Genomic DNA, 26988 nt, shown 5'->3' with positions numbered 1-26988 from the left:
TTAGAAAGCGGGGTAGTGATGGTCATCGTCTGGGGGAAAAAACATGTTTTCAGCAAGCTTGGTTATGTTGCCGATTTTTGTCCTATCTGTCGCAAGCCCAGGGCGTTTGAAATCAAGCGCATAGGTCTGGCAGGCCATGTGTATTACATCACTGTCAGTCAGGGCGAGCTGGTTGGCTACGAACGTACCTGCCTGAAATGCAAGACCATCATGAATGCTGATCTGACGGATTATGCAAGCGTTCCCAAGAAGAATGAGCCCATGCCAACCCTGGTCAAAATGTCGAACCCACACATGCAGGAAGTGTTGAAAGACAGGCTGGCGCTGGAAGAGCGCATACGTAAGTCTCCCGAATCCTTAAAGGACGAAGACCGTTTTGCGCTCATCAGGACCCCTTTCTATCTCTTGTCACCCATGGTGGAAAGGCGGCTGGCCAAGGTCACGCTCGATCTGGAATTCTGGCTTGCCGTTGGTGCCAGCATTGTGCTTTTCAAGACACTGCCTAATCTGGCGGAAAAATACTTCCCGCAATATGCAGACAAGGCGCTGCTGGCAACCATGGTCATCAGTCTGCTGCTGGTGTTTTGGCAGGTACTGACATCTGGCAGCCGTTATGTAAGAAAACAGATCGTCCCCGTGCTGGCGATATCACTAAAACCCTTGCGTCCCAAAGTCAGCGAATTGAATGTCATCGTGCGTGACATGAAAGAACGCAAGCATAAGTTGGGGCGCAAGATCAAGGTGGCGGATATCCAGCGTTATCTGAATCAAACTGAGACGCAACCGAAGCGATGAGTCAGTAATGATTCGGCAGTGAATCGGCAGTGATCACGCAGTGAAGCCAGGGCAATCTGACGGGAAGCATGTGCAGCTACAAGAGGTAAGAGATCATGTCGAAAAAAGTATGCGAAAAAAATAGCTTGCTGAAAATTGCTGCTTCTTTGGCCGTGGCCTGTGGTGTGCTGGCTTCCACTGGTTCTGCCATGGCAGCTGTGTGCCAGCCGGGCAAGCTGGTGGTGCAGGTATTAGGCTCGGGTGGCCCAGAACTGAGCGATCAGCGTGCTTCCACGTCTTATCTGGTCTGGGTCGATCAAAAGGCCAGGATACTGGTTGACTTTGGTAGTGGCGCTGCGCTGAATTATGAAAAATCCGGGGCCAATCCGGCAGATCTGGATGCGGTCTTGTTTTCGCATTTTCATGTGGATCATACGGCTGATTTTCCGGCCCTGGTCAAGGGTTTGCCATTTGCCGGCTATGATAAAGAACTGCGTGTCTTTGGCCCACCCAAACGCGGTGTCTTCCCAGGCATCAAAGAATTCGTCCACGCCCTGTTCAACCGTGACACAGGTGCCTATGCCTATCTGGCAGATTATGCCGACCCCGATGTCAGCAGCCAGTTCAAGATGGAGCTGGAAGAAGTCGTTGCCAAAGACAAGGAAATCAAACGCTATACTATTGGTGACGATGTGCGTGTCAGCGCGGTCGCCGTCTTGCATGGCCCCGTGCCATCACTGGCCTGGCGGATAGACAGCAAGGATTGCAGCGTCACTTTCAGTGGCGACACCAGCAATAGCGACCAGGCGCTCGATCAACTGGCGCAAGGCACCGATGTGCTGGTTGCCCACAATGCCGCCCGCGAAAATGATCCCGATGAAGTGGCCCGCCTGCTGCACATGATGCCGACAGAAATCGGCCGCATCGCCGGTGCCGCCAAGCCAGGCAAGCTGGTCTTGTCGCACCGCATGAAGCGCACCCTGGGCCATGAAATGGAAAGCACCGCTGCCATACGCAAGAATTATGCGGGTACTATCCTGTTTGCGAATGATATGCAGCGTATTGTGGTTGGTGGAAAGTGAGTTTCGTCAAGGACTTACACAAAACTGCTATGGCTGCGTAAGTCCTTTGCTTATGGATTCAAAGGCGCATGCGGCATGAATGCCCCGCTTTTGAAAATGCTATAGGCCACCATGGCGGCGATCATGCTATAGATGACGCGGGGTATCCATTCTGCCACCACCCTTTGTCGCTGTTCCAGTTTGATGCTTTCTGTCTTGGCATAGCGTGTCAGCATTTCGGGCAAGCTGCCACTGGCTTCGCCGGTCTGCACCATGCCCTGCAAGGTACTGTCGGTGATAGTCGGCACGCTGCGCAAGGCGTCGCTGAGTGGCATGCCCTGCTGCACCAGCGGCAGTATGCGTGCCAGTTCCTGCCGTATCAATACATTGTCTGCTGCCTGCATGGCCAGTGGCAGGGCATCAAACATTGGCAGGCCCGCTTCCAGCAGCAAAGCCATGCTTTGCCAGAAATCAGCCAGGTTACGCTGCCTGTGCATGGCACCAAATACCGGCAGGCGCAACATCAGATGATCAGCCCAGGATGCTGACACATCCAAAGACCGCATCTGAAACCGGCGCAAGCCATACAGCCCGGTCATGATCACGGCGGCCACCAGGCCCAGCGCACGTATGGCCTGCCACAGATAGCCAGCCGTGCTCAGTGTACCGGCCACCAACTGGGGCAGGGGTGTCACAAACAAAAATATCAAAAACGTGAACCCTGGCATCATCAGGCGTGATCGTATGCCAGATAATTGCCGGGCTTTTTCGGTGTAATAGTCAGCCATGCGGCGGTACATCGGTGTCGGGTCCCCGGCGGCCAGTGCTGCACCCACCAGGCCCGCTTCCAGTGGCGTCCACAAGCCATAACGTAATCCTGCCTTGGCGATATCTTGCCCATTCTGCATGGCGCGCCGTGTGCCATCCATCCTTGCCTGATACCTGCCAGGCAGTTTGATCATGGGCAGTGCCTGTGCCGGGGCGATACCAGCTTTGCTGAGTGCCGCCATCTGATGCAGCATGTCGGCACGCATGCTGATCGGCATTGGTAGGTGAGGGGTGCTAGTCATAGACGGCATTGTGCCATGAAACAATTTTTTGTAAGTGCTATCTTGCGTGGAAGATACAGATCAAAACCACTAGAACTCATTTCATCAATAGGGATGAGATGCGTTTGCCTCATAACGTGGGCTGGCAAGGCGGACGAGGCAGTCAATAGCGGTGCTATTGATAACGAGTCCAACGCAGTCCAGCACGCGTTATGAGGCAAACCCTCCGGGAGCTGGCGATTCGGGCGCATTGCTACGTTGCGCCGCTTGCTAAGGCACCAGCCTTAGCTGCGCGTCACGCCTTGCACTGCATCCCGAATCGCCTTGCTCGCACTCATCTCTATTTATGAAATGAGTTCTAATAATCATGGTTTCGCACAAACAGCGTTTGAAGCTTGCCTAAAAGACATGTCAGCAGACCCTGATAGCGTTGGATCATAAAAATGTTGCATCTGGCAGTACTTTTACCGTTAAATCGTTACAAACGCTTACCTTTGTAACACCTTATCCGGTCTCCTTTTTTGCTGACCCATGCGTTAATGGAGCACGCACTACCTTTTTTCCATCATCAGGAGATCAAACATGGAACAAGCACAAACAGGCAAGAAAATTCATCCTCTGGTCGCTGGCGCAGCTTGCTCAGTCATACTGGTCAGCTTGCTGGGTGCAGCAGCCATCACTGGTGTATTGCCCAGTTCACATAGCACGACAGCACCAAACGCCAATACGGTTGCTACAACTGACAATGGTGTCAATGGTACTAATGGCCTTAATGGTCCTAATGGTGCCAACCTGGCCAGCAATGGCAACACCACATCCGGCATGAATACAATGCAGCCTGAACCACAATACGCCGCACCTGTCAGCCATCCAAAAGTGGCACAGAGCAGCCATAACAGCCAGCCAAGAACGTATAGCAACAATGCACCTGCCCAGCCTGTGGCCCATAATAGCCAGAACAGCGCCGTCGGCATTGGTGTAGGTGCTGTCGTCGGTGGTTTGCTGGGTAGCCAGGTAGGTAACGGCAATGGCCGCACCCTGGCCACCATCGCCGGTGCAGTGGGTGGCGGTTATGTTGGTAATGAAGTGGCCAAGCGTAATCCTTAGGCACAATCCATCAGCCTGATCAGTTTTTGATCTGGCCTTGGACATCAGGGGAGCCAGGCTCCCCTGATGTTTGTCTACTCTCTGAAACTGCAAAGTACACCATGATTTTCTCTCCGCGCCATCTTTCTTTTGCTGTCTACACCAGCCTGCTTTTTTGCCTTGCCACCGCCCAGGCAAAGCCGGTGGAAGTGCATGCACGGTTGGTGCCGCAAGCCAGCTCAGAAAAGCAGGTAGCCCTGACCCTGGATGCCTGCTCTGGCCACTTTGACGAAGGCTTGATCGCTTTTTTGATCAGCAAGCGCATACCAGCTACCATCTTTGTCACCAAAAAATGGCTGGATAAAAATCCCTATGGCGTCGCCATCATCAAATCAAACCTGGATTTGTTTGATGTTGAAGACCATGGCGAAAACCATATCCCCGCCATCATCGGCAGTGGCAGAACTGTGTATGGCATGGCTGGCGAGCCGGATGTCGCCCACCTGCAACGTGAAGTGACTGAAGGTGCCAAAGCCATCACCAGCACCATAGGCATTGCGCCACAATGGTATCGCGGTGCCAGCGCCCAATATGATGCAGAAGCGATGACAGAAATCAAGCGCATGGGTTACAAGATTGCCGGTTTTTCGCTGAATGCTGATCAGGGTGCCACCCTGCGTAAAAAAGCCATTGTCGAACAATTCAAACGCCTGCAAGCAGGGGATGTCATCATCGCCCACATGAACAAACCCAAATCAGATTCTGCTGAAGGTTTGTCATCAGGCTTGACAGAGGCATTGAAGCAAGGCTTCGTCTTCGTCCGCCTAGATCAGGCAGACATGCAAAGAACGCCAGAACGCAAGGCACTGCGCGACAAAACATAAATCGCGCCATTGCATATCGTAAACAGTAGGGTGCGCCACGCACACCGAATGCAGCCATGCATTAAAAAAAGGTGCACATGGCGCCCCAAGATTGCCATGCAAATACTCGGTTAACACCCAAGCATATGATAGCTGGTTTACTCTATGCCAGAGAATTTCTACCCTGGGAATACGCATGTCTGTCAATGACCGATCCATCTTTTCAAACACCGCGCTCAGTAATCGTGGCCTTGGCCACAGGCGGACGTTGCTGTCTTTGATGGCCGGGTTTTTCTTGTTGTGGGTAGCCTTGCCCTTGCTGTTTCCCAATCTGGCTTACCTGTTGGTGTGGCTGACAGCGCCGTTGCGGTACGTGGGCGTGTTTGTGCATGAGATGGGGCATGGGCTGGCCAGCTTGCTGACCGGGGGATCGTTTTACTGGTTCCAGATGGATGCAGATGGTGGTGCAGCGATTACCAGCAGTGGCTGGCAAAGCCTGGTCTTGCTGGGCGGCTTGCTGGGGCCGGCAGTGTGTGGCAGTGTGCTGTTGATGGTGTCAACCCGGGCAAAAAAATTGTGGATACCTTATCTGGTCTTGCTGCTGTTTTTTGCCATCGGCGGCTATTACATGATCAAGCCGGTATGGATGAGCAGTGCCGATTATCCCTTGCTGGCACAATGGCGTGTGGCACATTTGCTGGCTCTGCTGTTGCCGGTGGTGCTGATGGTGGCTTGCCTGTATTTATTGCGTGCCACAGATGCCCGGCAGAGGCTGGCCTTGCAGGTGCTGGGCATAGTCATGTGTTATTCCGCCTTCAGCGACACCAGCTACATCTTTCAATATGAAGCCCTGCGCAATGGCATGTATTCTGATGCACGGGTATTCGCCTCGCTGTTCTTGCCCTTTAGCGTGCAAGCCTTGCCCTGGCTGGCCTTTGTGTTTTTTGCGCTGTTGATCAGCGTGCTCAATTTTGCCTTGCTGGGCCTGGGTGTCATGCGGGCTTTGGCCTTGCCGCAGCCACGGTGACACCCTCGTGTCCTGAGTTACTAATTCGTTGAATAAATCCGGCGAGAATCGATACGATACGGCTTCGCAAATGCGCGCAAGGCACCAGCCTTGCTGTGCTTTGCTCCTTGTCTCATACCGATTTCGCCTGATTTATTATTCAACGAATTAGAACTCATTTCATAAATAGGGGTGAGATGCGTTTGCCTCATAGCGCGGGCTGGCAAGGCGGACGAGGCAGTCAATAGCGGGTCTATTGACAACGAGTCCAACGCAGTCCAGCACGCGCTATGAGGCAAACCCTCCGGGAGCTGGCCGCATCTACACTTCGCGGGCGCATTGCTACGTTGTGCCGCTTGCCAAGGCACCAGCCTTGGCTACGCGTCACGCCTTGCACTGCATCCCGAATCGCCTTGCTCGCACTCATCCCTATTTATGAAATGAGTTCTAGTAACTCAGGACACTAGGCCAGCCTAATCCGGAATCCAGTCAAAATAACCTATCATCATTTCTTCAAAGGTCTGTTCACCAAAGTGCACCGCGACTTTAGGATCGGGGTTGGCAGGGTTGTCGCTGGAATTGTCATACCAGGCAGTGGCGGCAAGGCGCATGCCCGGTTGCACATTGATGGCTTCTTTCAATTGATATACCGATTGCCAGTTGAAATCATATTTGGGAATATTCAACAGCAGGCTGCGCTTGCCAAGCTGGTCCACCAATTCTATCTTCCAAGCTTTGCCACGCAAGTGGGAATGTGGCATCAAGGCTGTCAGTTTGCCCGGCTTGCGGAACAGGAAGATGGATTCGATCTGGTGATTGGCGGCACCCGGTGGTATTTCAAACTTGGCATTGAAGGCAGATTCACTCCTGACTTCTTGTAATTTACCGTCGGCATTGCTGGCATCGTCAGCAAACTGGAAGGCGATTTTGGTCTGGTCAATTTGCTCAGTGCCGTTTGGCTGGTAATGAATCTGGAATTTCAACCAGGCCCCTTTGGGGATTTTCTTGGCCGCCCCTTCCGGGAAAGTCATTAATGGTGTGCCTGGCACCAGCCCGGTAAAAAAGCCATCGATGCCACCAGCCTTGCGTTTGGCATCAGGTTCTTCCAGAAAGACTAAAACATGGTGTACCACCTTGGGGGCGGATGGGCGTATTTCCATCGCCGTCACCCATTTGTCGGTGTCAAAATCTGTCTTCAGGTAGCTGTACTGATATTCAACCACACCTTGCGCAGGCACCGTATGTGGTTCAGCAATTTGCAGTACGGCGTCTGGCTTGACCATGTCCCAGCCTGCCACATAATTGCGTGGGGCAGGGGCTTCCTTGGCGTTGCCAGCGGGGCTGCCGGCTTTAAACCAATGGGACAGGTCGGCCAGTTCCTGTTCTGACAGGCTTCTGTCATTGGCCCAATGACCAACGCTGGCGTCGGCACCCCAGGGCGGCATGAGGCGTTTGCTGGTCATGTAGTCGATGATGGTTTTGCGGGCGGTGACTTGCGCATAAGTTTGCAAAGGCATGGGGGCAACGCCGCCGTCACGGTGGCACATTTCGCATTTTTGTGTGATCAGGCGGCTGATGCGGTTGTGATAGGTGACAGGCCGGTTTTGTGTCGCTTCGCCCGCATGGTCAGGCAACAGGCAACCGCTGGCTTCACTCTGTGGGGTGGTGATGTCTTTGCCAGCGAGATATTCTGTCAAAGCTTTGCGCAGCCAGGGTTTGCCGGGGGCGTCTTTGTGCACGCTGATGCCGTACTGGTCATCAATGGCACCACGATACAGCAGGGTGCCATGGTTATCGGCTAAAAATACTTCAGAAGTGGATGCTGCCCGCAAGGCATTGCTGATGGCGTGACTGGTGTCGAGTACCACGCGGCCCTGCAAGTTGCTCCTGGCAGCCCCCTGTTTTGCTTCAGCGTCTGCACCTGCGCCCGTACTCATACCAGAATACGGGCTGACATCGATATACACAAAATTAAAACCTTGCGCTGTGTATTCTTTTTCCAGTTCCGCCAGGCGCGGTGCATACCGTTGTGATACCGGGCATTCTGCATCACGCATAACGATGATGGCACCACGCTTGCCAGCCAGTTGCGACAAGATGGCTTCACGGCCATTGACATCCTTGACGCTGACATCGGCCAGGCGTTCACCTACACGGTAACCAAAACTGTATAAGGGTGCAGGTTTGCTTTCTTTGGCTACGGCTGCCTTACTGGCATCAGCATGGGCCAGCAACTGGCAAAACAGGACAGGTAAAAACAGGCTTAACACTGGTTTCATCTTGAGGCGCACTTTCAAAAAGGGGCGTCGGCAGATGGTAATTTACTTTGGATTATTTGTCATGCGAATGATTTTTTTCAGTCGCGTTGCGCCGGGTGCGCTGCTTCAAAATCAGCGATAGGCATGGGGCGGCCAAAATAATAGCCCTGATAGGCATAGCAACCCTGGCTGGACAGGTAGTCGCGTTGCTCGACATTTTCCACCCCTTCGGCAATGACAGACAGGCCCATGCTCTGGCTAAGGGCGACAATGGTGCGGGCAATGGCGGCATCATTCGCGTCACTCAGCACGTCACGCACAAAGGATTGGTCTATCTTCAACTGGTCCAGCGGCAGGCGTTTCAAGTACGTCAGTGAAGAATAACCCGTACCAAAATCATCCAGCGAAAAACACAGGCCAGCTGCTTTGAGTAATTCCATTTTACTGATGATATCTTCAACATCATCCACCAGCAGGCTTTCTGTCAGTTCCAGCTTAAGCAGATGTGGATTGGCGCCAGTCTCATGAATAATGGCCAGCACCCGTTCCACCATGTCAGGCTGGTGGAACTGGCGTGCGCTGACATTGACGGCAATGGTCAGATGGGCGCGCTGCGCTTGTTGTGCCCAACTGACCAGTTGCAAGCAGGCGGTTTGCAAGACCCAATAGCCCAGCGGCAGTATCAGCCCCGTGGATTCTGCCAGGGGAATGAATTCAGCCGGGGAAATCATGCCACGTTGTGGATGCAGCCAGCGCGCCAGCGCTTCAACACCGATCAGCTCGCCATCATGGTTGACCTGTGCCTGGTAATACAACTGCAGTTGCTGGTTGCGCAGACCCTCGCGCAATTCTTTTTCCATGGCAGCACGCGAGGTAACCACGGCCTGCATACCAGGATCAAAAAAGCGCAGGGTATTACGACCGGCGGTCTTGGCGGCGTACATGGCCAGGTCAGCTTGCTTCATCAATTCATCAGAGCCGGTGTTATGGTCCGCAATCAGGGTGACACCTATGCTGGGTGTGCTATGGCATTCATAGCCTGCCAAGTCATACGGGTGATTCAATGATTCCAGAATTTTTTTGCCAACCATTTCAATCTGGGTGGCGGCTTCGTTGGGTGCCTCACTTAAATTTTCCAGCAAGAGTACAAATTCGTCACCACCAATGCGGGCGACAGTATCATTTTCACGCACGCAATGAGTCAGGCGAAAAGACACTTGCTGTAACAGCAGGTCACCTTTGTGGTGGCCCTGGGTGTCGTTGAGGGTCTTGAAATTATCCAGGTCGATATACATCAGCGCGCCTTTGTGACCGCTGCGGGCGCAGGCAACCAGTGCCTGTTGCAGCCGGTCTGTCAGCAGGCGGCGGTTGGGCAATCTGGTCAGCGGGTCGTAAAAGGCCAGATGCTTGATTTCATCTTCTGCCGCCTTGCGGGTCGTGATGTCGGTCAGCGTGCCGACATAGTGCAATAACTCATGGTTGCTGCCATACACGGCGGTGATGGTCAGCCATTGCGGGCTGATATGGCCATCTTTGTGACGGTTCCAGATTTCTCCCTGCCAGCTTCCTTCTGTTTCCAACTGGTGACTCATTTCTTCAAAATAGACAACATCATGCTGGCCGGATTTTAATAAATCCTGAGTCTGGCCGATAGCATCTTCTCTTGTATAACCCGTGATTTCGGTAAAGGCGCGGTTGACTTGCTGTATCACCCGGTCAGCATTGGTGACAAACATGCCTTCATGCGATTCAAACACGGTGGCGGCCAGATGCAGGCTCTTTTCTGCCTGCTTGCGTGCTGTAATGTCACGCACAAAGGCAGGGAACAGTTCCTGGCCTTGCAGATAGCGTGCCGACACTTCCACATCGATGATACGACCATCCTTGCGCCTGTGTCTGGCCTCAAATTGCTGGCTGCCTTCGTGACGTAGCATATTGATGCGCTCATGCACGGATTTGCCATTGGTTTCGTCAAATACATCAACATCAGCGATGTTGAGGGCAAGCATTTCTTCGCGGGTATACCCCATCATGGTACAGGCGGTTTCGTTGATTGCCACCAGATCGCCATCCTTGTTGATCAGCCAAAAGGCATCCATTGCCGTCTGCAAGACCAACTCATCCAGATCAGTCACGCGCTTGCGTTCGGTGATATCTACTGCCAACCCGCCCATCTGGGGTTTGCCATCAAAACCTGTGAAGACAAATTTATTCACCAGCCACCAACTGATGGTGCCATCGGCATTGGTGGATGGCCAGACGGCTTCATGCTGCTCACGCGTTTCCAGCAAGATCAGATCATTGTCATGATAGCTGTCTGCAACACTGGCGGGCCAGAGTTCATGATCTGTCTTGCCTATCACTTCTTGCATGGAGATGTTGAAGCGGCGTAAGAAATTATCGCTGACAAACTGGTAGCGCCCAGCGGTATCTTTAACCCAGGCAACGATGGCGCTATTACCCAAAAAGGCACGGAACTGTTCGTCACTGTGCTGCTGAGCCTTCAGCACACGGTTAAATTCGTGGGCAACAGCCTGTAATTCTTCCGGACCCTGAATCGGTGCTCTGGCACCCAGATTGCCTTTGCTGACTTCCCGCGCAACATCGGCAAGATCGGTGATTGGCTGTGTGATGCGTCTGGCAAAGACAATCGCGACCAGCAGCAACAAACCTATCATCAATAACACCAGGGCGATAGACTCCATAGCGCGTTTGCGGGATTCGGCAAAAACCGTATTGGCCGGTACACCGACAAAGGTGACCAGCCCGTATTCTGGCAACGCCGCTACTGAAAAAAAGCGTGTTACGCCATCTACGGCCAGGCTCTCAAATTCTCCATTTTTTATTTCCACAATACGTCTGGCGGCGGCTGCATTGGGGCGGGTGCCAATGACCCCATCTGGGTCCTGGTTACGCCAGAGCATGATGCCATCATCACGAAAAAAGCCGTACCGGCTGGCATCTGGCAAAAATTGCGCTGGGATGCCTGGATCATAAAAACTGACATCCAGCGACATCAATACCACACCGACTATCTGCTGCGCTTCATTCCAGATCGGCAAGCCCAGGGTAGTGGACCACGGGCTGTTGTTGCTGTGGCGGTGGGGCGGCGAAATGCTCAAGCCTTTATTGCTGACAGTGGCTTGTATATCTTCTGCCCTGACCATATCGGTCATACGGGCATCTGCGCTATTGCTGCCAGGTTTCGCACAAAGAATGATCCCCTGCAAGTCAGTCAAAACGATGCGGGAAAAGGTGGGGCTAAGATTGGCCAGACTTGCCAGCCTGGCCGGACAGTCCGCCATCGACAATTGCCGTACTGCTGGCAAGCTGGCAATGCCAGACATCACCAGTTTTGCCTGCGCCAGCTTGCTCTTGGTATTGTTCAGCGTGACGCTGGTCATGGTCCGCAGTGACGTTTTGGTATTGGCGGTTGACTGCTGAAAATCGTGATAGATACCAAAGCCGACAGCCGCCACCAGCGGCATCGATACCACCAGCACCAGCATCAGCAAATAATTGCGGATTGATCTTGCCGGCACGGGTGGCAGATAGCTTACGGTCTCTTCACGGCGCTCTGTCATTGTGTTTTTCCGTAGTCCTGATGGGAACACGAGCCATACATATGATTATGCTGCAAAGCAATTTGTCTATCATAAGCGGTATTTAAGCGGTATGTAAGCCGCTGCCTGTGTCCATTTTGCATGGTTTGCAATTCTTTACAACTGGAACATGCACCACCCATGCCAGTAGGCAGAACTGCCTATCTTGCGCAAAGACCAGGCGTGCCAGACTACAGCTTGCGGAGTGGAATTTACTGTTCATATTAGCATCACCCATGGCACTTTTGTTATCCATTCCCCCGTCCGTCACAGTTCAGATCAACAAAGCCTTTTAAATTGAACCAGGGCTTGTCAAAAGCCAATTTAGACCGGGATGCAGGGTGATTTTGTTTGACACCAATATGAAATTTGAAAATGCATTTTCGTATCATTTTCTGGCTTAGTTGCTTCATGGTCTGGTAAAACACCTCTGCTCAAGTCCCGCTTCATCAACCTGAACCCCAGCATTCATGCGGGAAATGGCCCGGCTGCGGATGTGTAATCAGAGATTTATTGGCAGACGGCAATATTGAAAATGCTTATGCATTTCTATTCTAAATAGTATTGAATCCAATGCGAATCCGGCTAAAAATGGTACATAGGCTTTGCGCGTGTGTGTCTTCAACTCTGTCCTGCCTGATGGTGTTGATCTACATCGTCATATCGATCACAGCCTAAAGATCATGCATCTCTGATGTATGAATTCCTTCATGTGTCACATTTCAAAAATTCTATTATGCATAAATTAATATTTTTCATGTGCTTGCTGTTGCTTCAGTCAGTGGCGAGTGCATTTGATGGAAGGGCGCCTGGCCCCAAGATTGGTTGGGCGGATCTAGATGGTCACGACCCACTTTTTAGTACGGCGGACCAATACTGCAACTTTAAAACTAAAGACAATACAGATCCTTTTCGTGTATTTGGTATTGCCCCTGTGGGCGGCCCCTACCCAAATAACGATGAACAGAAGACCTGTGTAGGGCATCAGATAGATGCACAAGGCAATCCCGTTGATCTGGCGTTTTTTTTGTTCTATACCTATAAACTCAGAATCTGTCCAGGTGGTAGCCATCTCAGCGACGATAAAACCGACTGCAACTGTAGCACCGGAGATGATTATGTCAACGGCCAATGTGCGAAGCGGGACTCGGATAAACCAGACCCGAATAAACCGCCTCCACCTATTCCATGTTGTGGTAACCCGATTGTTCCGGCAAATGCCAGCAAAATTCAAATTGAAACCGACATCAAAGTAAGCGGCGAGCTTGGGTTTGACCGTTACTACCATGGCGATATGCTCAACATTGACGAGGCAACGGTACGTTTGTATGGGCGTCACTGGGTGACCCCTTTTGACTCAAAAATTTTACAAGAGTCTGTACGTGTAAATAGAGGGCCGGATGCAGTCTGTTTTGCCAGTACCATTGACGCCCATTCATTTTGCGCGGACCAGTCACAAAAACTAACTGGCCTGGTTGTTCCAGACATTGTGTCGGTAACAAGCCCAAATAGTGGCCGTCACTTGTTCAGCATGGCAAATGGTGTTGGTACGCCAGATGTGGATATCAACAGCCGACTGATTGCGACAACAGACAGCAACAATACAATCGCCTGGACCTACACCGACGGTGATACCGAAAATGTTGAAAAATACAGCGCAGAAGGCAAGCTCTTGTCCATCACTTCCCGTGCTGGCACAACACGCACGCTGACCTACAGCACGGGCACCAGCAATGACACAGCAACCGCCAGATGGCCAGCCGATGCACCCGCTTGTGACAATGTGCAATCAGGCGCAGTGCTGCCAGCGGATCGCTTGCTGTGCGTTACCGATAATTGGGGCAGACAGATCCAGTTTGAATACGACACCGTTGGCCGCATTGTTAAGCTCATCGCACCAGATAAAGCAGTGTACACATACCAATATGACGGTGCGTCAGGCGGGTGTGCTAGCTATGATGTCAATAATCTGGCTTGTAGTGCAAATAACCTCACCAGTGTGACCTACCCAGACGGCAAACAACGTATTTATCACTACAACGAAAGTGCATGGATTAATGGCGGCTCTTCTTGCCGTGGCAATAATGTAGGCAATGGTTTTGGCACGCTGCCAAACGTGTTGACTGGCATCACAGATGAAAACGGCGTGCGCTTTGCGACCTGGGCTTACGATTGTGCAGGTAACGCGATCATGTCTCAACATGCCGGTGGTGTAGAAAAGGTGACCATCGACTATGGCTTCAGCTCTATCCAAAGCGCGCATTATGTGAAATATTTTGGTGGGACGAATGACAATCCGACTACCAATGGAACCACTTACGCTTATAACTGGATTGTTGGTGTTCCTAAATACCGTGGTACCTATGACCGTTGCGCTGGTTGCCCCGCAACCAAAGGCCACGGTTACGACGCCAATGGCAATCTGACCAGCAAATATGACTGGAAAGATATCGGCACATCCTATGATTTTGATATGTCCCGTAATCTGGAGATACGCCGTACAGACGCATTCAATACTTCACAGCCATTAACGACGACCACATCCTGGCATGTAACCTATCGCCTGCCTGTGCAAGTCAACGAACCATTGCTGCGCACGACTTATACCTATGATGCCAAAGGCAATCTGCTCACCAAAACCACGCAGGCAACCACCGATGCAAATGGTAGCCAGGGTGCCAACGCCAGTGTGACAGGCACAGCACGTACCTGGACCTATACCTACAACGATGTCGGTCAAGTCTTGACGGCGACAGGCCCACGTACCGATGTCGTGGATCAAACCAGCTATACCTATGACGCCAAGGGTAACCTCAGCAGCATCACCAATGCCGCTGGCCATGTCACGACTTATGCCAACTATGACGGCAATGGCCGTGTAGGTCAGATCACTGATCCAAATGGTTTGGTCACAACTCTAACCTACACACCACGCGGCTGGTTAAGCCAGCGTGCAAGCAATGCTGACGGCGTGACCGAAACCACCAGCTATCAATATGACGCAGCAGGCCAGATGACCCAGGTCACCCTGCCAGACAACAGCAGCATCAGCTACACCTATGACGACGCCCATCGCCTGACAAAAATCAACGACAGTCTGGGCAACAGCATCAACTACACACTCGACAACATGAGCAACCGTATCAATGAAACCGTCACCGACAGCGCTGGCAATTTGACACGTCAAATCAGCCGTGTATATGACGGCTTGAATCAATTGCAAAAAGTGACAGGAGCCACACAATGAACCACTTCCTGAATCCATCCATGTCAATCAAAATGCATCGCCCGGTAATCAGCGCAATGGCGCTGGCCGTGGCTGCCCTGTGCAGCCCAGTTCAGTCCCAAGCGCAGTCCACCGTGTATCAGTATGAATACGATAGCGTTGGCAACGTCAGCAAAATTACCAATGCTCTTAATGCCGTTACCCAGCAAAATTATGATGCCTTGGGTCGCCTGCAGTCGCAGGTTGATGCCAATAATCAAACCACAAGCTATCAATACGATGGCCAGGGTCGCCTGGTCAAAGTGACAGACGCGCGTGGCCTTAATACCTTATACGCGGTAGATGGCCTGGGCAATCAATTAAGTCTGACCAGCCCGGACACCGGCACAACAAGCACGACGGTGGATGTTGCCGGCAATATCCTGACCCGCACAGATGCCAAAAACCAGACCACCAGCTATGCCTATGACGTGTTAAACCGCATCACCCGCGTCACCTATAGCGATGGCAGCATCATCAATTACAGCTATGACCAGGGCAGTAACGCCAAAGGCCGCCTGACACAAATCAGTGATGCCAGCGGCACCATCCAGTACACCTATGACAGCCGTGGTCGTGTACTGACTGAAACGCGCACCATGAGCGGCACTGGGTATGTGACTGGCTACCAGTACGACACTGCTGGGCGCATCAGCAGCCTGACCTACCCAAATGGCCGTCAAGTCAGCTACACTCGCGACGGTTTAGGGCGCATCAGCCAGATCGATACCACTAAAGACGGCATCACCATGACCGTCCTCAGTCAGACTGTGTATCGCCCCTTTGGTGGCGTACAAAGCTATCACAACAGCGCAGGCCAGACCTATAGCCGTACTTTTGATGGTGATGAGCGTATCGCCAGCTACACCCTCAACAGTAAAGTGCAGGCCATCACCTACGATGCCGCCAATCGCATCACTTCCATCAATGAAGTCAATAACCCCAACCGTCAGATTAGCCACGGTTTTGACAGTCTAGACCGTCTGACCAGCTACACCACCCCACAAACCAGCCAGACGTTTACTTACGATGCCGTTGGCAATCGCACGGCCAAGACCGTAGATGCCGCCAATACCAGCTATAGCTACGACATAGCCAGCAATCGCCTGACCCAACTGACCGACAGCCAAAGCAAAACCATCAGTACAGACGCCAACGGCAGCATCACCAGCAATGGCAATACCCAGTTTAACTATGATGCAAGGGGCCGCATGACAGCAGTCACCACCAGCACCGGTGTCGTCCAATACACCATCAATGCACTGGGGCAGCGGGTACAGAAAGCTGTGCCAGCAAATGGCAACAATGCCGCGACCAGCACCCTGTATCACTACGATGGCGGCGGCAAACTCATCAGCGAACACAGCGGGCAAAGCGGACAAAGCGGACAAAGCGATGTCGATTACATCTACCTGGGCGATATTCCTGTGGCAGTCATCAAGTAAGACAGCGCATTGCTGTCTATGACCAATCAATGAGAAAAAGCAAAAACATGAATTCAAATTTACGACCCTTGCGCAAGGCATGGGGCAGCTTGCTGCTGTCAGTAAGCAGTGCAGCCCTGTTAAGCTGCTTCACCGCCCCCGTCGCTGCACAGACCACCCCAAGCACCCCCAGCGTCTTCAACGTCTTTAGTGGCGGCAAAATCACCCTGGGCGACACCGTCAACACCCAGGCATACTGCAACCCCGGGTTTTATGACAGCCCCCAGGTCAATGTCACTGCAGCCAACCTGCTGGGTACCCAACTGTGTAAAAACAGCAGCACCACCAGTACAGCCGCAGCCACCACCATTGCCGCCAGCGGTGCCAACGTCAGCCGCCTGACCCTGCCGACCTACCTCAGCACGGCTAACCTGCTGGACGTCAATTACGCCAACAGCGCCCAGGTCATCGTCAACAACGGCAGCACCAGCACCACGCTTAATGGTGCAGGTCAACTAACCGTCACCAGCAATAGTGGTGGCAGCACAGCATCCCAAACCCTGACCGTTAAAGTACAAGGCAGCACCCTCAGCTTACCAGCAGGGGAATACGCCAAAGTCACCACCCAGGCCGGTGGTATTTTGCACTTCCAGGGCGGCGGTGTCGCCACCCGCATCAAACAACTCAATGTGGCCAACTGCAATGGCACCACCATGGAGTTTGAACCGGGCGATTATTATATTGAAACCGCCAACTGGCAACAAAGCTGCCACCTTACAGTCAGCCCAGCTGCCAGTGGCAACAACGCCACCAGCGTCAACCTCTATTTTAAAAACGCCTTCACCCTCAATGCAGGCCCCACCTGCTGGAACATCAGCGGCACCTGTGGCAGCAGCATGGGCAATACCCAAATCCAGGCGCAACAACCACAAAAGCTCAAGCTGTTTCTGTATAGCGGCAACTTCACCACCGTACAAGGTGCACAGATCGCTGCCGGTATTTATGTAGACCAGGGCGATGTCAACCTCACCAGTGCGAATAACTTTGCATTGATTGGAGAAGTGTTTGCCAACAACATCGCCAGTACCAATGGTGGGCCGGCTGCGTTTGTGTATAGTCAGGTGCTTAGTACTGCAACGGGTGGAACCACCACCACACCGCCAACCATCAGCCTGTCACCTGCCAATGGCAACTTCATTGCTCCGGCCAGCATCAGCCTGACAGCTGCGGTAACAGCGGCCAGTGGCAACAGCATCAGTCAGGTGCAGTTCTATCAGGGGACGACACTGATCGCTACAACGACCACACCGACAGCAACTAACGGCAGCAGCTACAGCGTCAACTGGACCAATGTGACGCAAGGTAGTTACAGCATCACAGCCAAGGTAACCGACAACGTTGGGGCAGCAAGCACCTCAGCACCAGTAGCGGTGAATGTGGCGGCGTATATACCGAGGGTGTATGATATCCAGACAGATCACATCAACACACCGAGAGTGATTACAGACTCAAGTGGCAATGAAGTCTGGCGTTGGGACAGTGCACCATTTGGAGAAACTGCACCGAATGAACAGCCGACAGCGGCGACGAATAAGTTTACGTTTAACTTCCGCTTTCCGGGACAGTACTTTGATGCGGAGACGAATCTGCACTATAACTACTTCAGGGATTATGATCCGCAGGCGGGGCGTTACGTTGAAAGTGATCCGATTGGATTGGGTGGGGGGATTAATACGTACGATTACGTGAACGGACGGCCCTTTGCGTATCATGACAAATTTGGCTTGGCTCCAGGTACAAATATGGGAGGTGGTGATTTTGGTGGAGGAGGGTTTGGATCGGGAAATGTAAATAACGGAAATTCAAATAGCAGTGGAGCGACATCGAATGGTGGGATTCCATCTGGTGCGATTAGTTTCATGAATTTCTTTAAACAGAACGTTTCTCCGGTGCATGATCACGCGGGTACTCCTGTGACTATGAATATGCAAATTGGCATCGGTCGGCAATATCACGGTCTTATGAAAGGTGGTACTGTAGAGTACGGCTTCGGATTCGACACCAATGGTAAATGGGGGCTCTATCAAAAGTATTGTGTGGTTATAGGGCCTGGCTTATATGCTGGAGGTGGCCCAACAGTTGGAGTAGGTGCGGGAGGTGTTGATAAGGGATGGTCTGAATCTTATGGTGGGATGATGGTTACCCCGCACGGAAGTGCTTCAGTAGAATTTAGCGATGGTAATCCTAGCTACAGCATTGATCCCAAAGGAAAAATATTTACAATTAAACCGCAAGTTGGCATTGGGTCTGCTTGTGGCGGAATGAAATGCTGGACGGAGTATGTCTATACAAATTAGTAATTTCAATTTAGTATATTGAAATAATTTCTTTAATATATCTATGTATAAAAAATCTAAATCATTATTGATGGTTTACAAGATTGTGGCTTTAGTATTTGCAATTGCATTACTAATGATAGTATTCCATGTATGTTTCGATATTGATATTGCCTCATATACACTTCCTATTATTGGAGTGCTATGGCTCTTTGCTTTTTATTATTCACATAAGCATATATTTTTTGAAAAAAATGGGGACATTGATAAAAAGAAAGAGTAGATATTTACCTTGTTCAGTGTTTAGTTGACCAATAGCACCACATCCGATTTGCGTTGTTGGGATACCCCTAAAATCTTTTGCATTCTGAATAAAATTCAATTCTATATGCGGAGATGCAAAGCGATTTGCACTCTTCTGCGAATGTGCTCAGTGCTAACTGGACTGAGCACATTCTGAACATTGCCAGGCAAAGTCAATGTTCAGGCACCGATAGGGAAAAGGACGAGACCAAACAGATGACAAGCCTGACCGCTTCTGTTTGGTTTTTTTTTCGTTTCATCAGAAGGACTAAAGTAAATTTCTGAATGGACAAGTAGCAGCCCCGTGCATGGACAACATGCACCAAGTGTAGCCGCCTGACCCTGCCGACCTACCTCAGCACCAGCAATTTGCTGGATGTGAATTACGCCAACAGCGCCCAGGTCATCGTCAACAATGGCAGCACCAGCACCACCCTCAACGGAGCCGGGCAACTAACCGTCACCAGCAATAGCGGCGGCAGCACAGCATCCCAAACCCTGACCGTTAAAGTACAAGGCAGCACCCTCAGCTTGCCAGCAGGGGAATACGCCAAAGTCACCACCCAGGCTGGTGGTATTTTGCACTTCCAGGGTGGCAGTGTGGCAACCCGCATCAAACAACTCAATGTCTCCAACTGCAATGGCACCACCATGGAGTTTGAACCGGGCGATTACTAGAACTCATTTCATCAATAGGGATGAGTGCGAGCAAGGCGATTCGGGATGTAGTGCAAGGCGTGACGCGTAGCAGGCTGGTGCCTTAGCAAGCGGCGCAACGCTGCAATGCGCCCGAATCGCCAGCTCCCGAAGGGTTTGTCTTATAACGCGCGCTGGACTGCGTTGAACTCGTTGTCAATAGACCCGCTATTGACTGCCTCGTCCGCCTTGCCAGCCCACGTTATAAGACAAACGCATCTCATCCCTATTGATGAAATGAGTTCGATGAAACCGCCAACTGGCAACAAAGCTGCCACCTCACCGTCAGCCCAGCCGCCAGTGGTAATACCGCCACCAGCGTCAACCTGTATTTTAAAAACGCCTTCACTCTCAATGCAGGCCCCACCTGCTGGAACATCAGCGGCACCTGTGGCAGCACCATGGGCAATACCCAGATCCAGGCGCAACAACCACAAAAGCTCAAGCTCTACCTGTATAACGGCAACTTCAGCACCGTACAAGGGGCACAGATTGCTGCCGGTATCTATGTAGACCAGGGCGATGTCAACCTCACCAGTGCGAATAACTTTGCATTGATTGGAGAAGTGTTTGCCAACAACATCACCAGTACCAATGGTGGGCCGGCTGCGTTTGTGTATAGTCAGGTGCTTAGTACTGCAACGGGTGGTAGTGGAGCAGGAAGCAACACCCCACCCAGCATCAGCTTAACGGCCAACCCGGCCAATGCAACAGCACCAGCAACCATCAACCTGAATGCGACAGCGACAGATACCGATGGTACCGTAAGCACCTCAGCACCAGTAGCTGTGAATGTGACAGCGTATATACCGAAGGTGTATGATATCCAGACAGATCACATCAATACACCGAGAGTGATTACGGATGCGGCTGGCAATGAAGTCTGGCGTTGGGACAGTGCACCGTTTGGGGAATCGGCACCGAATGAGCAGCCGACGACAGCGACAAATAAGTTCACGTTTAACTTCCGTTTCCCGGGGCAGTACTTTGATGCGGAGACAGGTCTGCGCTATAACTACTTCAGGGATTATGATTCGCAGGCGGGGAGGTATGTGGAGAGTGATCCGATTGGGTTGGATGGGGGAGATCAATACGTTTGGGTATGTCGGTGGAAGTCCTGTATTTATAGTAGATAAGTATGGTTTGCAAGCTGACATGAATTTGTTTCAGCCAGGTTCACAGGAATGGAAAAACGCAAATAATATAACACCTATTCCAGGCACGTATATCGTAGCTAGTCACGGTAACGAATACTGGGTAGTTGACCATTCTGTTGATCCGGAAGGTAAAGGTATATTGGCCGATAAATTAGCAGAACGAATTCGTGACGACCCCAAATTTAAAGGGAAAAAGAGCATATTCATACTGGCTTGTGAAGTTGGGAAGAATAGGTCTGGAGAGGATGGACGTCCTACAGATAGGAATTATGCTCAAGATGTAAGTAATGAAATGGGTATGGATGTAACTGCGCCTGATCATTTAACTTGGATAAGGGGAAATGGCACTTACTACACAATGGGATCGAAAGATTTGCAACATAAAATACCAAACCCCAAGGACCCAGGGAAATTTACTACTTTTAAATGTAATTGCGAAAAAAAATGAAAATACTCATATGCTGTTTCTTTATTTCATTGCTGTGTATTTCCCCCGTTGTGTTTTCTGGTGAAGATTTAATCAAGAACGAAATCGGTGTAAAAGGACAGTTTCGGGTAGACGAAAATGGGATAAAAATACCAGTACCTGATCTTCCTTCTGGACAAGATACAATGCATCTTTCGAAAAAAGAGCTTGAGGTTTTGATTAAAAAAGCTGAACAGGGAGATGTGGTTGCCGCGACAGCCTTAGGTATGCGTTATGATCTCTTGGATAGGCGCTATGATAAGGCTGTCTACTGGATGGAATTTGCTGCAAAAAAAGGCTATCCGCTAGCACAATATAATTTGGGGCTATTGTTATTGCGGTTTGATTCAGAGGACAAGTTTGACGATGCCATAAAATGGTTGGAATTAGCAGAAAAAAACGGTATGTCTGACGCAAGATTTGACATAGATTCTGCTTTGAAACGTAACAAAAAAAGAAATGCCGTAAGAGAGAATAAAAAATAAATTCTAAAACGCAGTTATTCGAATCTGCAAAAAATAGGAACTGTAAAAATAACTGTGTAAATTCTCTTTGAACTATTGGTGAGCGTTGATGCGCTCACCAAATTTTATATCAAAGCGATTCAATGCTTTGCGTCAGTGTTGTATATGCATAGTCCATTTCTTCGCAGCCTGCTGTATCGTCATGTGCACTACCTTCATGGATTGCACAGGTCATCGTCAACAACGGCAGCACCAGCACCACCCTCAACGGTGCAGGGCAACTGACCGTCACCAGCAACAGCGGCGGCACCACAGCATCACAAACTAGGCATACAAAAAAATGCAAAATATGCGGAATCCTTCAAGAGAACGCCTTGTGTGGCGGGCGTAGTAACGGATCAATTAAGTCCGACTACCTTATTGACAACTACCGATTCCCCTCTGAGGTGAAAATTGCAAACGGATAAAAACTACATAGACGATTACCCTTCTTGTGAGCGAACCTACGCAACTATGGCGATCTTTTCTAGGGACGAAAGCCCGGCAGTGATATCTGAATTTTTGGGCATTATGCCCAGTCGCACAACGATATTCAATCCCGAAACCAAGACTATCAACGCGTGGTTTTTGACGACAAAGGGGCAATTGAATTCTAAAGATTGTCGGAGACACATTGATTGGCTGTTAGACATTTTTTCCCCGTTGGCGCATAAGATCACAGAGTTACAAAAACGAGGAATAAAGTTGGAAATTAGCTGTTTTTGGAGCTCAGCAACCGGAAACGGCGGTCCGACATTGTCGGTGAAACAAATGACCAGAATGATTCCGTTGTCTGTTGATATTTGGTGGGATGTTTGGATGTCAGAGTGAACGAAGGATTCAAAGCAGGTGTCATGTAAATGCACAGATGTTGCTGCTGCTCTGTTCCGCGTTTGATTGGTCGAATATATTCCGCCTTTAGCTGCATTTTTTCGGTTAAAAGCGGGTTTTCGATGGACGCCGATATCGAAATATCCAGATGTATTTATCAAAAAATTTGGTGGTAAAACTAACCCTTCTACGCCAACAGCGCCCAGGTCATTGTCAACAACACCAGCACCACCCTCAACGGTGCAGGGCAACTGACCGTCACCAACAATAGCAGCGGTACAATAGCGTTTCAAACACTGACAGTCCATGTGCAGGGCGTCACCCTCAGGTGGACTGTTCCTGCAAATGCTGCTGCTCCATGAGGAACTTATGAGTGATTTTTTTGCGTACCTGTTTAAAATGGCAGGGCTTCATGATTCGATCATTAATACATTTGTTTGGGATTCTTCGCGTCGGACAATTGAATTTCAATTTGAAGATATGTATGCCAACTTTCATGGCCTGCCTGAGTATCCTGCTCGTCAATCTGGCACGATAGTTTTACATGGGGTGAGTGATGTGGTCATTAATATAGAAACTAACGAACAGTTGCGAGTATTCGAGTGCTTGCCAATAGAAGGGAGGACGGATATGCTTCAGATGACATTTTCGCCTTGTGGAGCAATGAGATTCCGTTTCAAAAAGGCCGAATATCCTCCGTCATTGTTGAAGGCGTAATTTCACCAAACCTCAAAAACTGATGTTTCGGGTGTTGCGTTGGGATAGTGTGCCGTTTGAGCTATAGGGGGTTACATGAATTTAAAATTCAGATGGCTCAATATTCTGTCCAACCTTGATTTTTGCAGGTTGGGCGGATTTTTTGATAGGCACCAAACATCAAAGCACCTGGTTTACTCAATGACAGGAAATTTTCTCATCTGGCAGTATAAATTTTGCGTAACTCTTCTGGTTGTATGTTGTTGGTGGTACTGTCCGAGGCTGTTACTCAGAAGTTCGATACAGAGAAAAGATTATTGAATGCCTAAAGAAAATTTTTTTCCGTTAAATATCAAATACTTTTTCGTTCGTAAAAAACTGTTTTTGATATTTCCCTTATTATTAGTGGCAATAATATCCGTCATTTTAATTTGGCCGTTCTGCAGTTATTCTTGTCGCGCGCATGCGCTCTACAAGAATAAGATTTTTTTTGAGCTTAGAGATTTTGTTGCTCAAAATAAGACAACTTCAAGTGCTCAAATTAATGCTTCTAAACCTACTTTTTCAAATGATTTTATACATAAGAACGGGGTTGAGTATTGGGATGTGAGTGAAGGTGGTGTGATCACAGTAAAGAGCATCGACGGGAAAGTAACATTGATTGCGAAACCAGTTTTTACAGAAAAGGGAATGCAATGGACTTGCAGCTTTCATCCAGCTCCCATTGAAATATATCAATGCCCCTCTTCTGATTCGGGGGCGCATTAAACAGAAGATTGGTGACGTGTTAAAAATAAAAAACGGCATTTCAGTAAAAGCCACTCGCTCAATCCTGTGGATACGAGTGGTTTTTTATATGTGAAATTTTCGATAAGCTACCTAAAAAATTCAGATGTAAAAACCAATATTTAGCTATGACTTATTTTAAATTAATTCGAATTATTTTCGGCATATCGGTAGCGCCTGTTGTACCCGGCTTGATATTTGCAATTCGTGATTCATTTAACCCCAGCCCTTTTGGAGCTGCGTTTTATTTTGGTTTTTCCGCACTGCTGGGATATCCAGCAATGGTGTTATTGGTACTGCCTTCGTATTGGTGGCTATCTCGTCGTCGAACTCTAACATTTCCTCTTTTTCTATTATTGGGGCTAATATTGGGGACCTTCATTTTCGTATTTATCTTTTTTATCGGTCTGATTGGGGCAGATTGGGAAGCGGCTCAAATGAGCTTTATGTCATCGATGGGATTTATGCTCGTGAGTAGCCTATGCGGAATGATTGTGACTGGATGCTTTTGGATAATGGTGCGTCCAGACAAAATGTGATTTGGTCGTTTGGTAGAAGAAAGACTGGAAACGTACTCGATAAGTAAAAAAAATGACAATCTTCCTCGTATAAAAACACAAAAGGAAAAAATCAAAATATTGAAGAAAATGTGCGAGGGAAATAAATGAGCCATACAACTACCACTCATTTGCTTGTACCAAATATTAATGAAACGGAATTTCAATGTAAATCAACAGGTCCGTTCCTAATAGATGAAGAGATATGGACACCGGCTCGGGATGTGGGGCTTGGCGGGGTTTTTTATGACTATATTCGTAATTCAGCTAATGTAATTTTGGGAGTTCGTTATTGGTTGATCGATGAAACGGTTTTTGATCACCATCAAGTATTCAAATTTTTCCTGAACGATTCCCGCTTTTTTTTTCGACAAAAACGATTCTTTCGTGAACATACTCTTTGATAAAACAAGTGTTTTTGACTTTGAGAATAATTTATTATTCATAGACAATGCTCAAGATTTTGGCGGTGAGAGTGTAATAAAAAATGGAAAAAAATATGGGATTGCATTTCAGAGAACCTGTGACAAGATTTGAGAGGGAGGGCACCAATTCCCTCTTCTCAGTGGGTACTACTGACGGATGGTAAAATAGCAAAATTCCCTCGCCCTAAACTTGTGCTCTTTCGAGAGTAAATATTTTTAAGACCCAAGATATATGAATAAAACAGCGGTCATGCAATATTCAATTTTGGCACCCTTGTGCCTGGTATTGCTTAGAGCGTCTCCCATTGGTTTAACATTTACTTTTGTATTAATTGTTATGCCTTCCTTATTTATTATTTGGGGAATATGGGTAATTTTTTCCTTGCGCGCTTGTCTTAATAATTTTAGAAACAAGCTGTACAGTAAAACGGTGATGCCACTAGGTTCTTTTTGTTTATTTATGCTGTTTTTATTATCACCTCTCAGCTTTCTATATCGTTGCTACGATGCAGGCGATATATTGCATTTCTTTGTTATGCGATCTGCTTACCTGGAAAAAATTGCACATTTACACTCGACAACCGAACCAAAATTAATTGTGTTCGATCGCGGCGGAATGATTGGCGCATCTGCTGGATATATTTATGACGAGAGTGACGAAGTAGGGCTACCAAGAGGCAGACAATCTGCCAACTGGAAAAAACGTGCCGACAATACGGAACTAGCTTGTAATGAATTCCAAGCACGGCCTTTTTTTGCAGGGTTATCGGTCACAAAGCATTTCTATTTAGCTGGCTTTGGTTGTTAAATGGAAAGCTTGGGTTAGGGCCTACATTCATACATTTCCTTGGTGTAGAATTGTCGTAATGTAAGACCTGCGCCTTTTTGCAAAAAGCGAAGTACGATGAAGGAAAATAATAAATTAGTGATGAGGCGGCCAGTGCTGGTATTAATTGCGTTTTCCCCAATCCCTCTTTTGTTAATGATGGAGTATAGCTTCATCTTTACATTGATTAGATTGCCTGAAATGCTGCTGGCATATTTGATATTGCTTAGCCTGTCGCTGCTACTTGCGCTAGCCGTTTTTTCTTATCGGAAGAAAGTCTCAGTTTTCAGGTCTCTTCTAACTGGAATTTTGATTGGGCAGATATGTGGGACAATGTCATTAACCATAGCAAACCTATTTATTCCAAATGGAATAAAAAGAAATTTGGCAAGCTTAAAAAGGGATGGGATTGTAGAGCTGATGTTAACGGACTCCATTGTTGCAGCTATTCTAGGCGGTTGGTTACTTGGTGGAGTCGGGTTTTTATTATATCGGTTCTTGGAACGGAAGTTTTTAACGCCTGAGAATTTGCTGGTGTCAGAATAGTTGCCGGTTCATCTGATGTGTGGAAATCATATCGGTGAAGAAGGACCATTTGTGTGGGTACGCAGTTTTCAATCGTCGGTAGCGGAGAATGTGAATGAAAAAATCTAAGTTGACAACAATGCTTGTTCGATTTGGAGTAGGTTTCATTTTAGTGTTTAGCAGTGCTTTTCCTTTGGCACATTATTTTGCCACTCAAAGTGAAGCTTTTCAAAAAGCAGAAAGTTCCTTATCAAATGCCAATGACGTATCAGATTTAATTGGTCCAATTGTATCGGTGCATTTGCCTTGGTTTGAGGAATTTTCTATCGAAGAGCATGAAAACGGTGGGCAAAGAAATGGAAATGCCTTTTTCACACTTGTTGTAAAAGGCAGGGATCGCGAAGTAAAGATGCATGTTGTTTTAGAAATCGAATCCAATGCTTGGATCGTTAGTTCAGCAACCATCCTGAATAATGTTTGAGTGATATCTTTC

Annotated in this window: 25 protein-coding genes; 20 read left to right on the top strand and 5 right to left on the bottom strand. The window is 49.2% G+C overall.

Going from position 1 to position 26988, the window contains the following annotated elements; all coding sequences use genetic code 11:
* Nucleotides 1–18 precede the first annotated feature (18 nt).
* The gene (locus AC1RVX_RS08215; RefSeq protein WP_493216080.1) at nt 19–795 is read left to right on the top strand and encodes a hypothetical protein; all 777 of its coding nucleotides are present in this window, start codon (nt 19–21) and stop codon (nt 793–795) included.
* A 95-nt stretch (nt 796–890) separates the two neighbouring features.
* Entirely contained in the window at nt 891–1856 is a 966-nt protein-coding gene (locus AC1RVX_RS08210) for an MBL fold metallo-hydrolase (RefSeq protein WP_493216079.1), read from the top strand.
* Nucleotides 1857–1906: 50 nt separating this feature from the next.
* Here the strand turns inward: AC1RVX_RS08210 and AC1RVX_RS08205 are convergent, their stop codons facing one another.
* Nucleotides 1907–2905 (bottom strand): type II secretion system F family protein, encoded by a 999-nt coding sequence (locus tag AC1RVX_RS08205; protein ID WP_493216078.1) that lies wholly within the window; start codon nt 2903–2905, stop codon nt 1907–1909.
* A gap of 561 nt (nt 2906–3466) precedes the next feature.
* Between AC1RVX_RS08205 and AC1RVX_RS08200 the strand changes: the two genes are divergently transcribed.
* The 3 genes from AC1RVX_RS08200 (at nt 3467) to AC1RVX_RS08190 (ending at nt 5860) form a co-directional block, all read left to right on the top strand.
* On the top strand, nt 3467–3991 hold the full coding sequence (locus AC1RVX_RS08200) for a glycine zipper 2TM domain-containing protein (RefSeq protein WP_493216077.1): 525 nt from the start codon (nt 3467–3469) through the stop codon (nt 3989–3991).
* A gap of 101 nt (nt 3992–4092) precedes the next feature.
* Nucleotides 4093–4854: a polysaccharide deacetylase family protein gene (locus tag AC1RVX_RS08195; protein ID WP_493216076.1), complete on the top strand. Its 762-nt coding sequence runs from the start codon at nt 4093–4095 to the stop codon at nt 4852–4854.
* 175 nt (nt 4855–5029) lie between these two features.
* Nucleotides 5030–5860 carry a M50 family metallopeptidase gene (locus AC1RVX_RS08190; protein ID WP_493216075.1) on the top strand — a complete coding sequence of 277 codons (831 nt, stop codon included), beginning with the start codon at nt 5030–5032 and terminating at the stop codon, nt 5858–5860.
* Between the two features lie 452 nt (nt 5861–6312).
* Here AC1RVX_RS08190 and AC1RVX_RS08185 read toward each other — a convergent pair whose 3' ends face one another.
* Together AC1RVX_RS08185 and AC1RVX_RS08180 are read right to left on the bottom strand one after the other, a co-directional pair.
* Nucleotides 6313–8118 carry a redoxin family protein gene (locus tag AC1RVX_RS08185; protein WP_493216074.1) on the bottom strand — a complete coding sequence of 602 codons (1806 nt, stop codon included), beginning with the start codon at nt 8116–8118 and terminating at the stop codon, nt 6313–6315.
* Nucleotides 8119–8195: 77 nt separating this feature from the next.
* A complete protein-coding gene (locus tag AC1RVX_RS08180; protein ID WP_493216073.1) occupies nt 8196–11681 on the bottom strand; it encodes an EAL domain-containing protein in 3486 nt (1161 codons plus the stop codon).
* Between the two features lie 952 nt (nt 11682–12633).
* On the opposite strand from AC1RVX_RS08180, the gene AC1RVX_RS08175 reads away from it, so the two are divergent.
* The 4 genes from AC1RVX_RS08175 (at nt 12634) to AC1RVX_RS08160 (ending at nt 19705) form a co-directional block, all read left to right on the top strand.
* Nucleotides 12634–14946, top strand: a complete 2313-nt coding sequence (locus tag AC1RVX_RS08175) for an RHS repeat domain-containing protein (RefSeq protein WP_493216072.1) — start codon at nt 12634–12636, stop codon at nt 14944–14946.
* Nucleotides 14943–16409: a hypothetical protein gene (locus tag AC1RVX_RS08170; RefSeq protein ID WP_493216071.1), complete on the top strand. Its 1467-nt coding sequence runs from the start codon at nt 14943–14945 to the stop codon at nt 16407–16409. The genes AC1RVX_RS08175 and AC1RVX_RS08170 overlap by 4 nt, the downstream gene beginning before the upstream one ends.
* Nucleotides 16410–16456: 47 nt before the next feature.
* Nucleotides 16457–18745, top strand: coding sequence for an RHS repeat-associated core domain-containing protein (locus AC1RVX_RS08165; RefSeq protein WP_493216070.1), 2289 nt, complete (start codon nt 16457–16459; stop codon nt 18743–18745).
* Between the two features lie 660 nt (nt 18746–19405).
* Nucleotides 19406–19705: a hypothetical protein gene (locus AC1RVX_RS08160; protein ID WP_493216069.1), complete on the top strand. Its 300-nt coding sequence runs from the start codon at nt 19406–19408 to the stop codon at nt 19703–19705.
* Nucleotides 19706–19949: 244 nt separating this feature from the next.
* On the opposite strand, the gene AC1RVX_RS08155 is transcribed toward AC1RVX_RS08160, so the two are convergent.
* Nucleotides 19950–20126, bottom strand: a complete 177-nt coding sequence (locus tag AC1RVX_RS08155) for a hypothetical protein (RefSeq protein ID WP_493216068.1) — start codon at nt 20124–20126, stop codon at nt 19950–19952.
* Between AC1RVX_RS08155 and AC1RVX_RS08150 the strand changes: the two genes are divergently transcribed.
* From AC1RVX_RS08150 to AC1RVX_RS08140, 3 genes are read left to right on the top strand one after another with little or no spacing between them, the layout of a single operon-like run.
* Nucleotides 20125–20859: an RHS repeat-associated core domain-containing protein gene (locus AC1RVX_RS08150; protein WP_493216067.1), complete on the top strand. Its 735-nt coding sequence runs from the start codon at nt 20125–20127 to the stop codon at nt 20857–20859. The genes AC1RVX_RS08155 and AC1RVX_RS08150 overlap by 2 nt on opposite strands.
* A gap of 19 nt (nt 20860–20878) precedes the next feature.
* Nucleotides 20879–21328, top strand: coding sequence for a DUF8616 domain-containing protein (locus AC1RVX_RS08145; RefSeq protein WP_493216066.1), 450 nt, complete (start codon nt 20879–20881; stop codon nt 21326–21328).
* A complete protein-coding gene (locus AC1RVX_RS08140) occupies nt 21325–21831 on the top strand; it encodes a tetratricopeptide repeat protein (protein ID WP_493216065.1) in 507 nt (168 codons plus the stop codon). The genes AC1RVX_RS08145 and AC1RVX_RS08140 overlap by 4 nt, the downstream gene beginning before the upstream one ends.
* Before the next feature lie 109 nt (nt 21832–21940).
* Here the strand turns inward: AC1RVX_RS08140 and AC1RVX_RS08135 are convergent, their stop codons facing one another.
* Nucleotides 21941–22120: a hypothetical protein gene (locus tag AC1RVX_RS08135; RefSeq protein ID WP_493216064.1), complete on the bottom strand. Its 180-nt coding sequence runs from the start codon at nt 22118–22120 to the stop codon at nt 21941–21943.
* Nucleotides 22121–22323: 203 nt separating this feature from the next.
* Between AC1RVX_RS08135 and AC1RVX_RS08130 the strand changes: the two genes are divergently transcribed.
* The 8 genes from AC1RVX_RS08130 to AC1RVX_RS08095 all read left to right on the top strand — a co-directional run bounded on the left by AC1RVX_RS08130 (nt 22324) and on the right by AC1RVX_RS08095 (nt 26976).
* On the top strand, nt 22324–22680 hold the full coding sequence (locus tag AC1RVX_RS08130) for a DUF4279 domain-containing protein (RefSeq protein ID WP_493216237.1): 357 nt from the start codon (nt 22324–22326) through the stop codon (nt 22678–22680).
* 369 nt (nt 22681–23049) lie between these two features.
* Nucleotides 23050–23397 (top strand): hypothetical protein, encoded by a 348-nt coding sequence (locus tag AC1RVX_RS08125; protein ID WP_493216063.1) that lies wholly within the window; start codon nt 23050–23052, stop codon nt 23395–23397.
* Between the two features lie 300 nt (nt 23398–23697).
* Nucleotides 23698–24144, top strand: coding sequence for a hypothetical protein (locus tag AC1RVX_RS08120; RefSeq protein ID WP_493216062.1), 447 nt, complete (start codon nt 23698–23700; stop codon nt 24142–24144).
* Nucleotides 24145–24290: 146 nt separating this feature from the next.
* Nucleotides 24291–24701, top strand: a complete 411-nt coding sequence (locus AC1RVX_RS08115; protein WP_493216061.1) for a hypothetical protein — start codon at nt 24291–24293, stop codon at nt 24699–24701.
* Nucleotides 24702–24826: 125 nt separating this feature from the next.
* Nucleotides 24827–25123 (top strand): hypothetical protein, encoded by a 297-nt coding sequence (locus AC1RVX_RS08110; protein ID WP_493216060.1) that lies wholly within the window; start codon nt 24827–24829, stop codon nt 25121–25123.
* A 253-nt stretch (nt 25124–25376) separates the two neighbouring features.
* Nucleotides 25377–25952, top strand: coding sequence for a hypothetical protein (locus AC1RVX_RS08105; RefSeq protein ID WP_493216059.1), 576 nt, complete (start codon nt 25377–25379; stop codon nt 25950–25952).
* 96 nt (nt 25953–26048) lie between these two features.
* Complete coding sequence (locus AC1RVX_RS08100; protein ID WP_493216058.1) at nt 26049–26516, top strand: hypothetical protein; 468 nt, start codon at nt 26049–26051, stop codon at nt 26514–26516.
* A gap of 94 nt (nt 26517–26610) precedes the next feature.
* Nucleotides 26611–26976 (top strand): hypothetical protein, encoded by a 366-nt coding sequence (locus AC1RVX_RS08095; RefSeq protein WP_493216057.1) that lies wholly within the window; start codon nt 26611–26613, stop codon nt 26974–26976.
* Nucleotides 26977–26988 lie beyond the last annotated feature (12 nt).

The organism is Undibacterium sp. GW821-FHT11B02 (genome assembly GCF_058808955.1).
The sequence above is the reverse complement of the archived record's forward strand: the minus strand, read 5'-3'. Positions and strand labels throughout refer to the sequence as shown.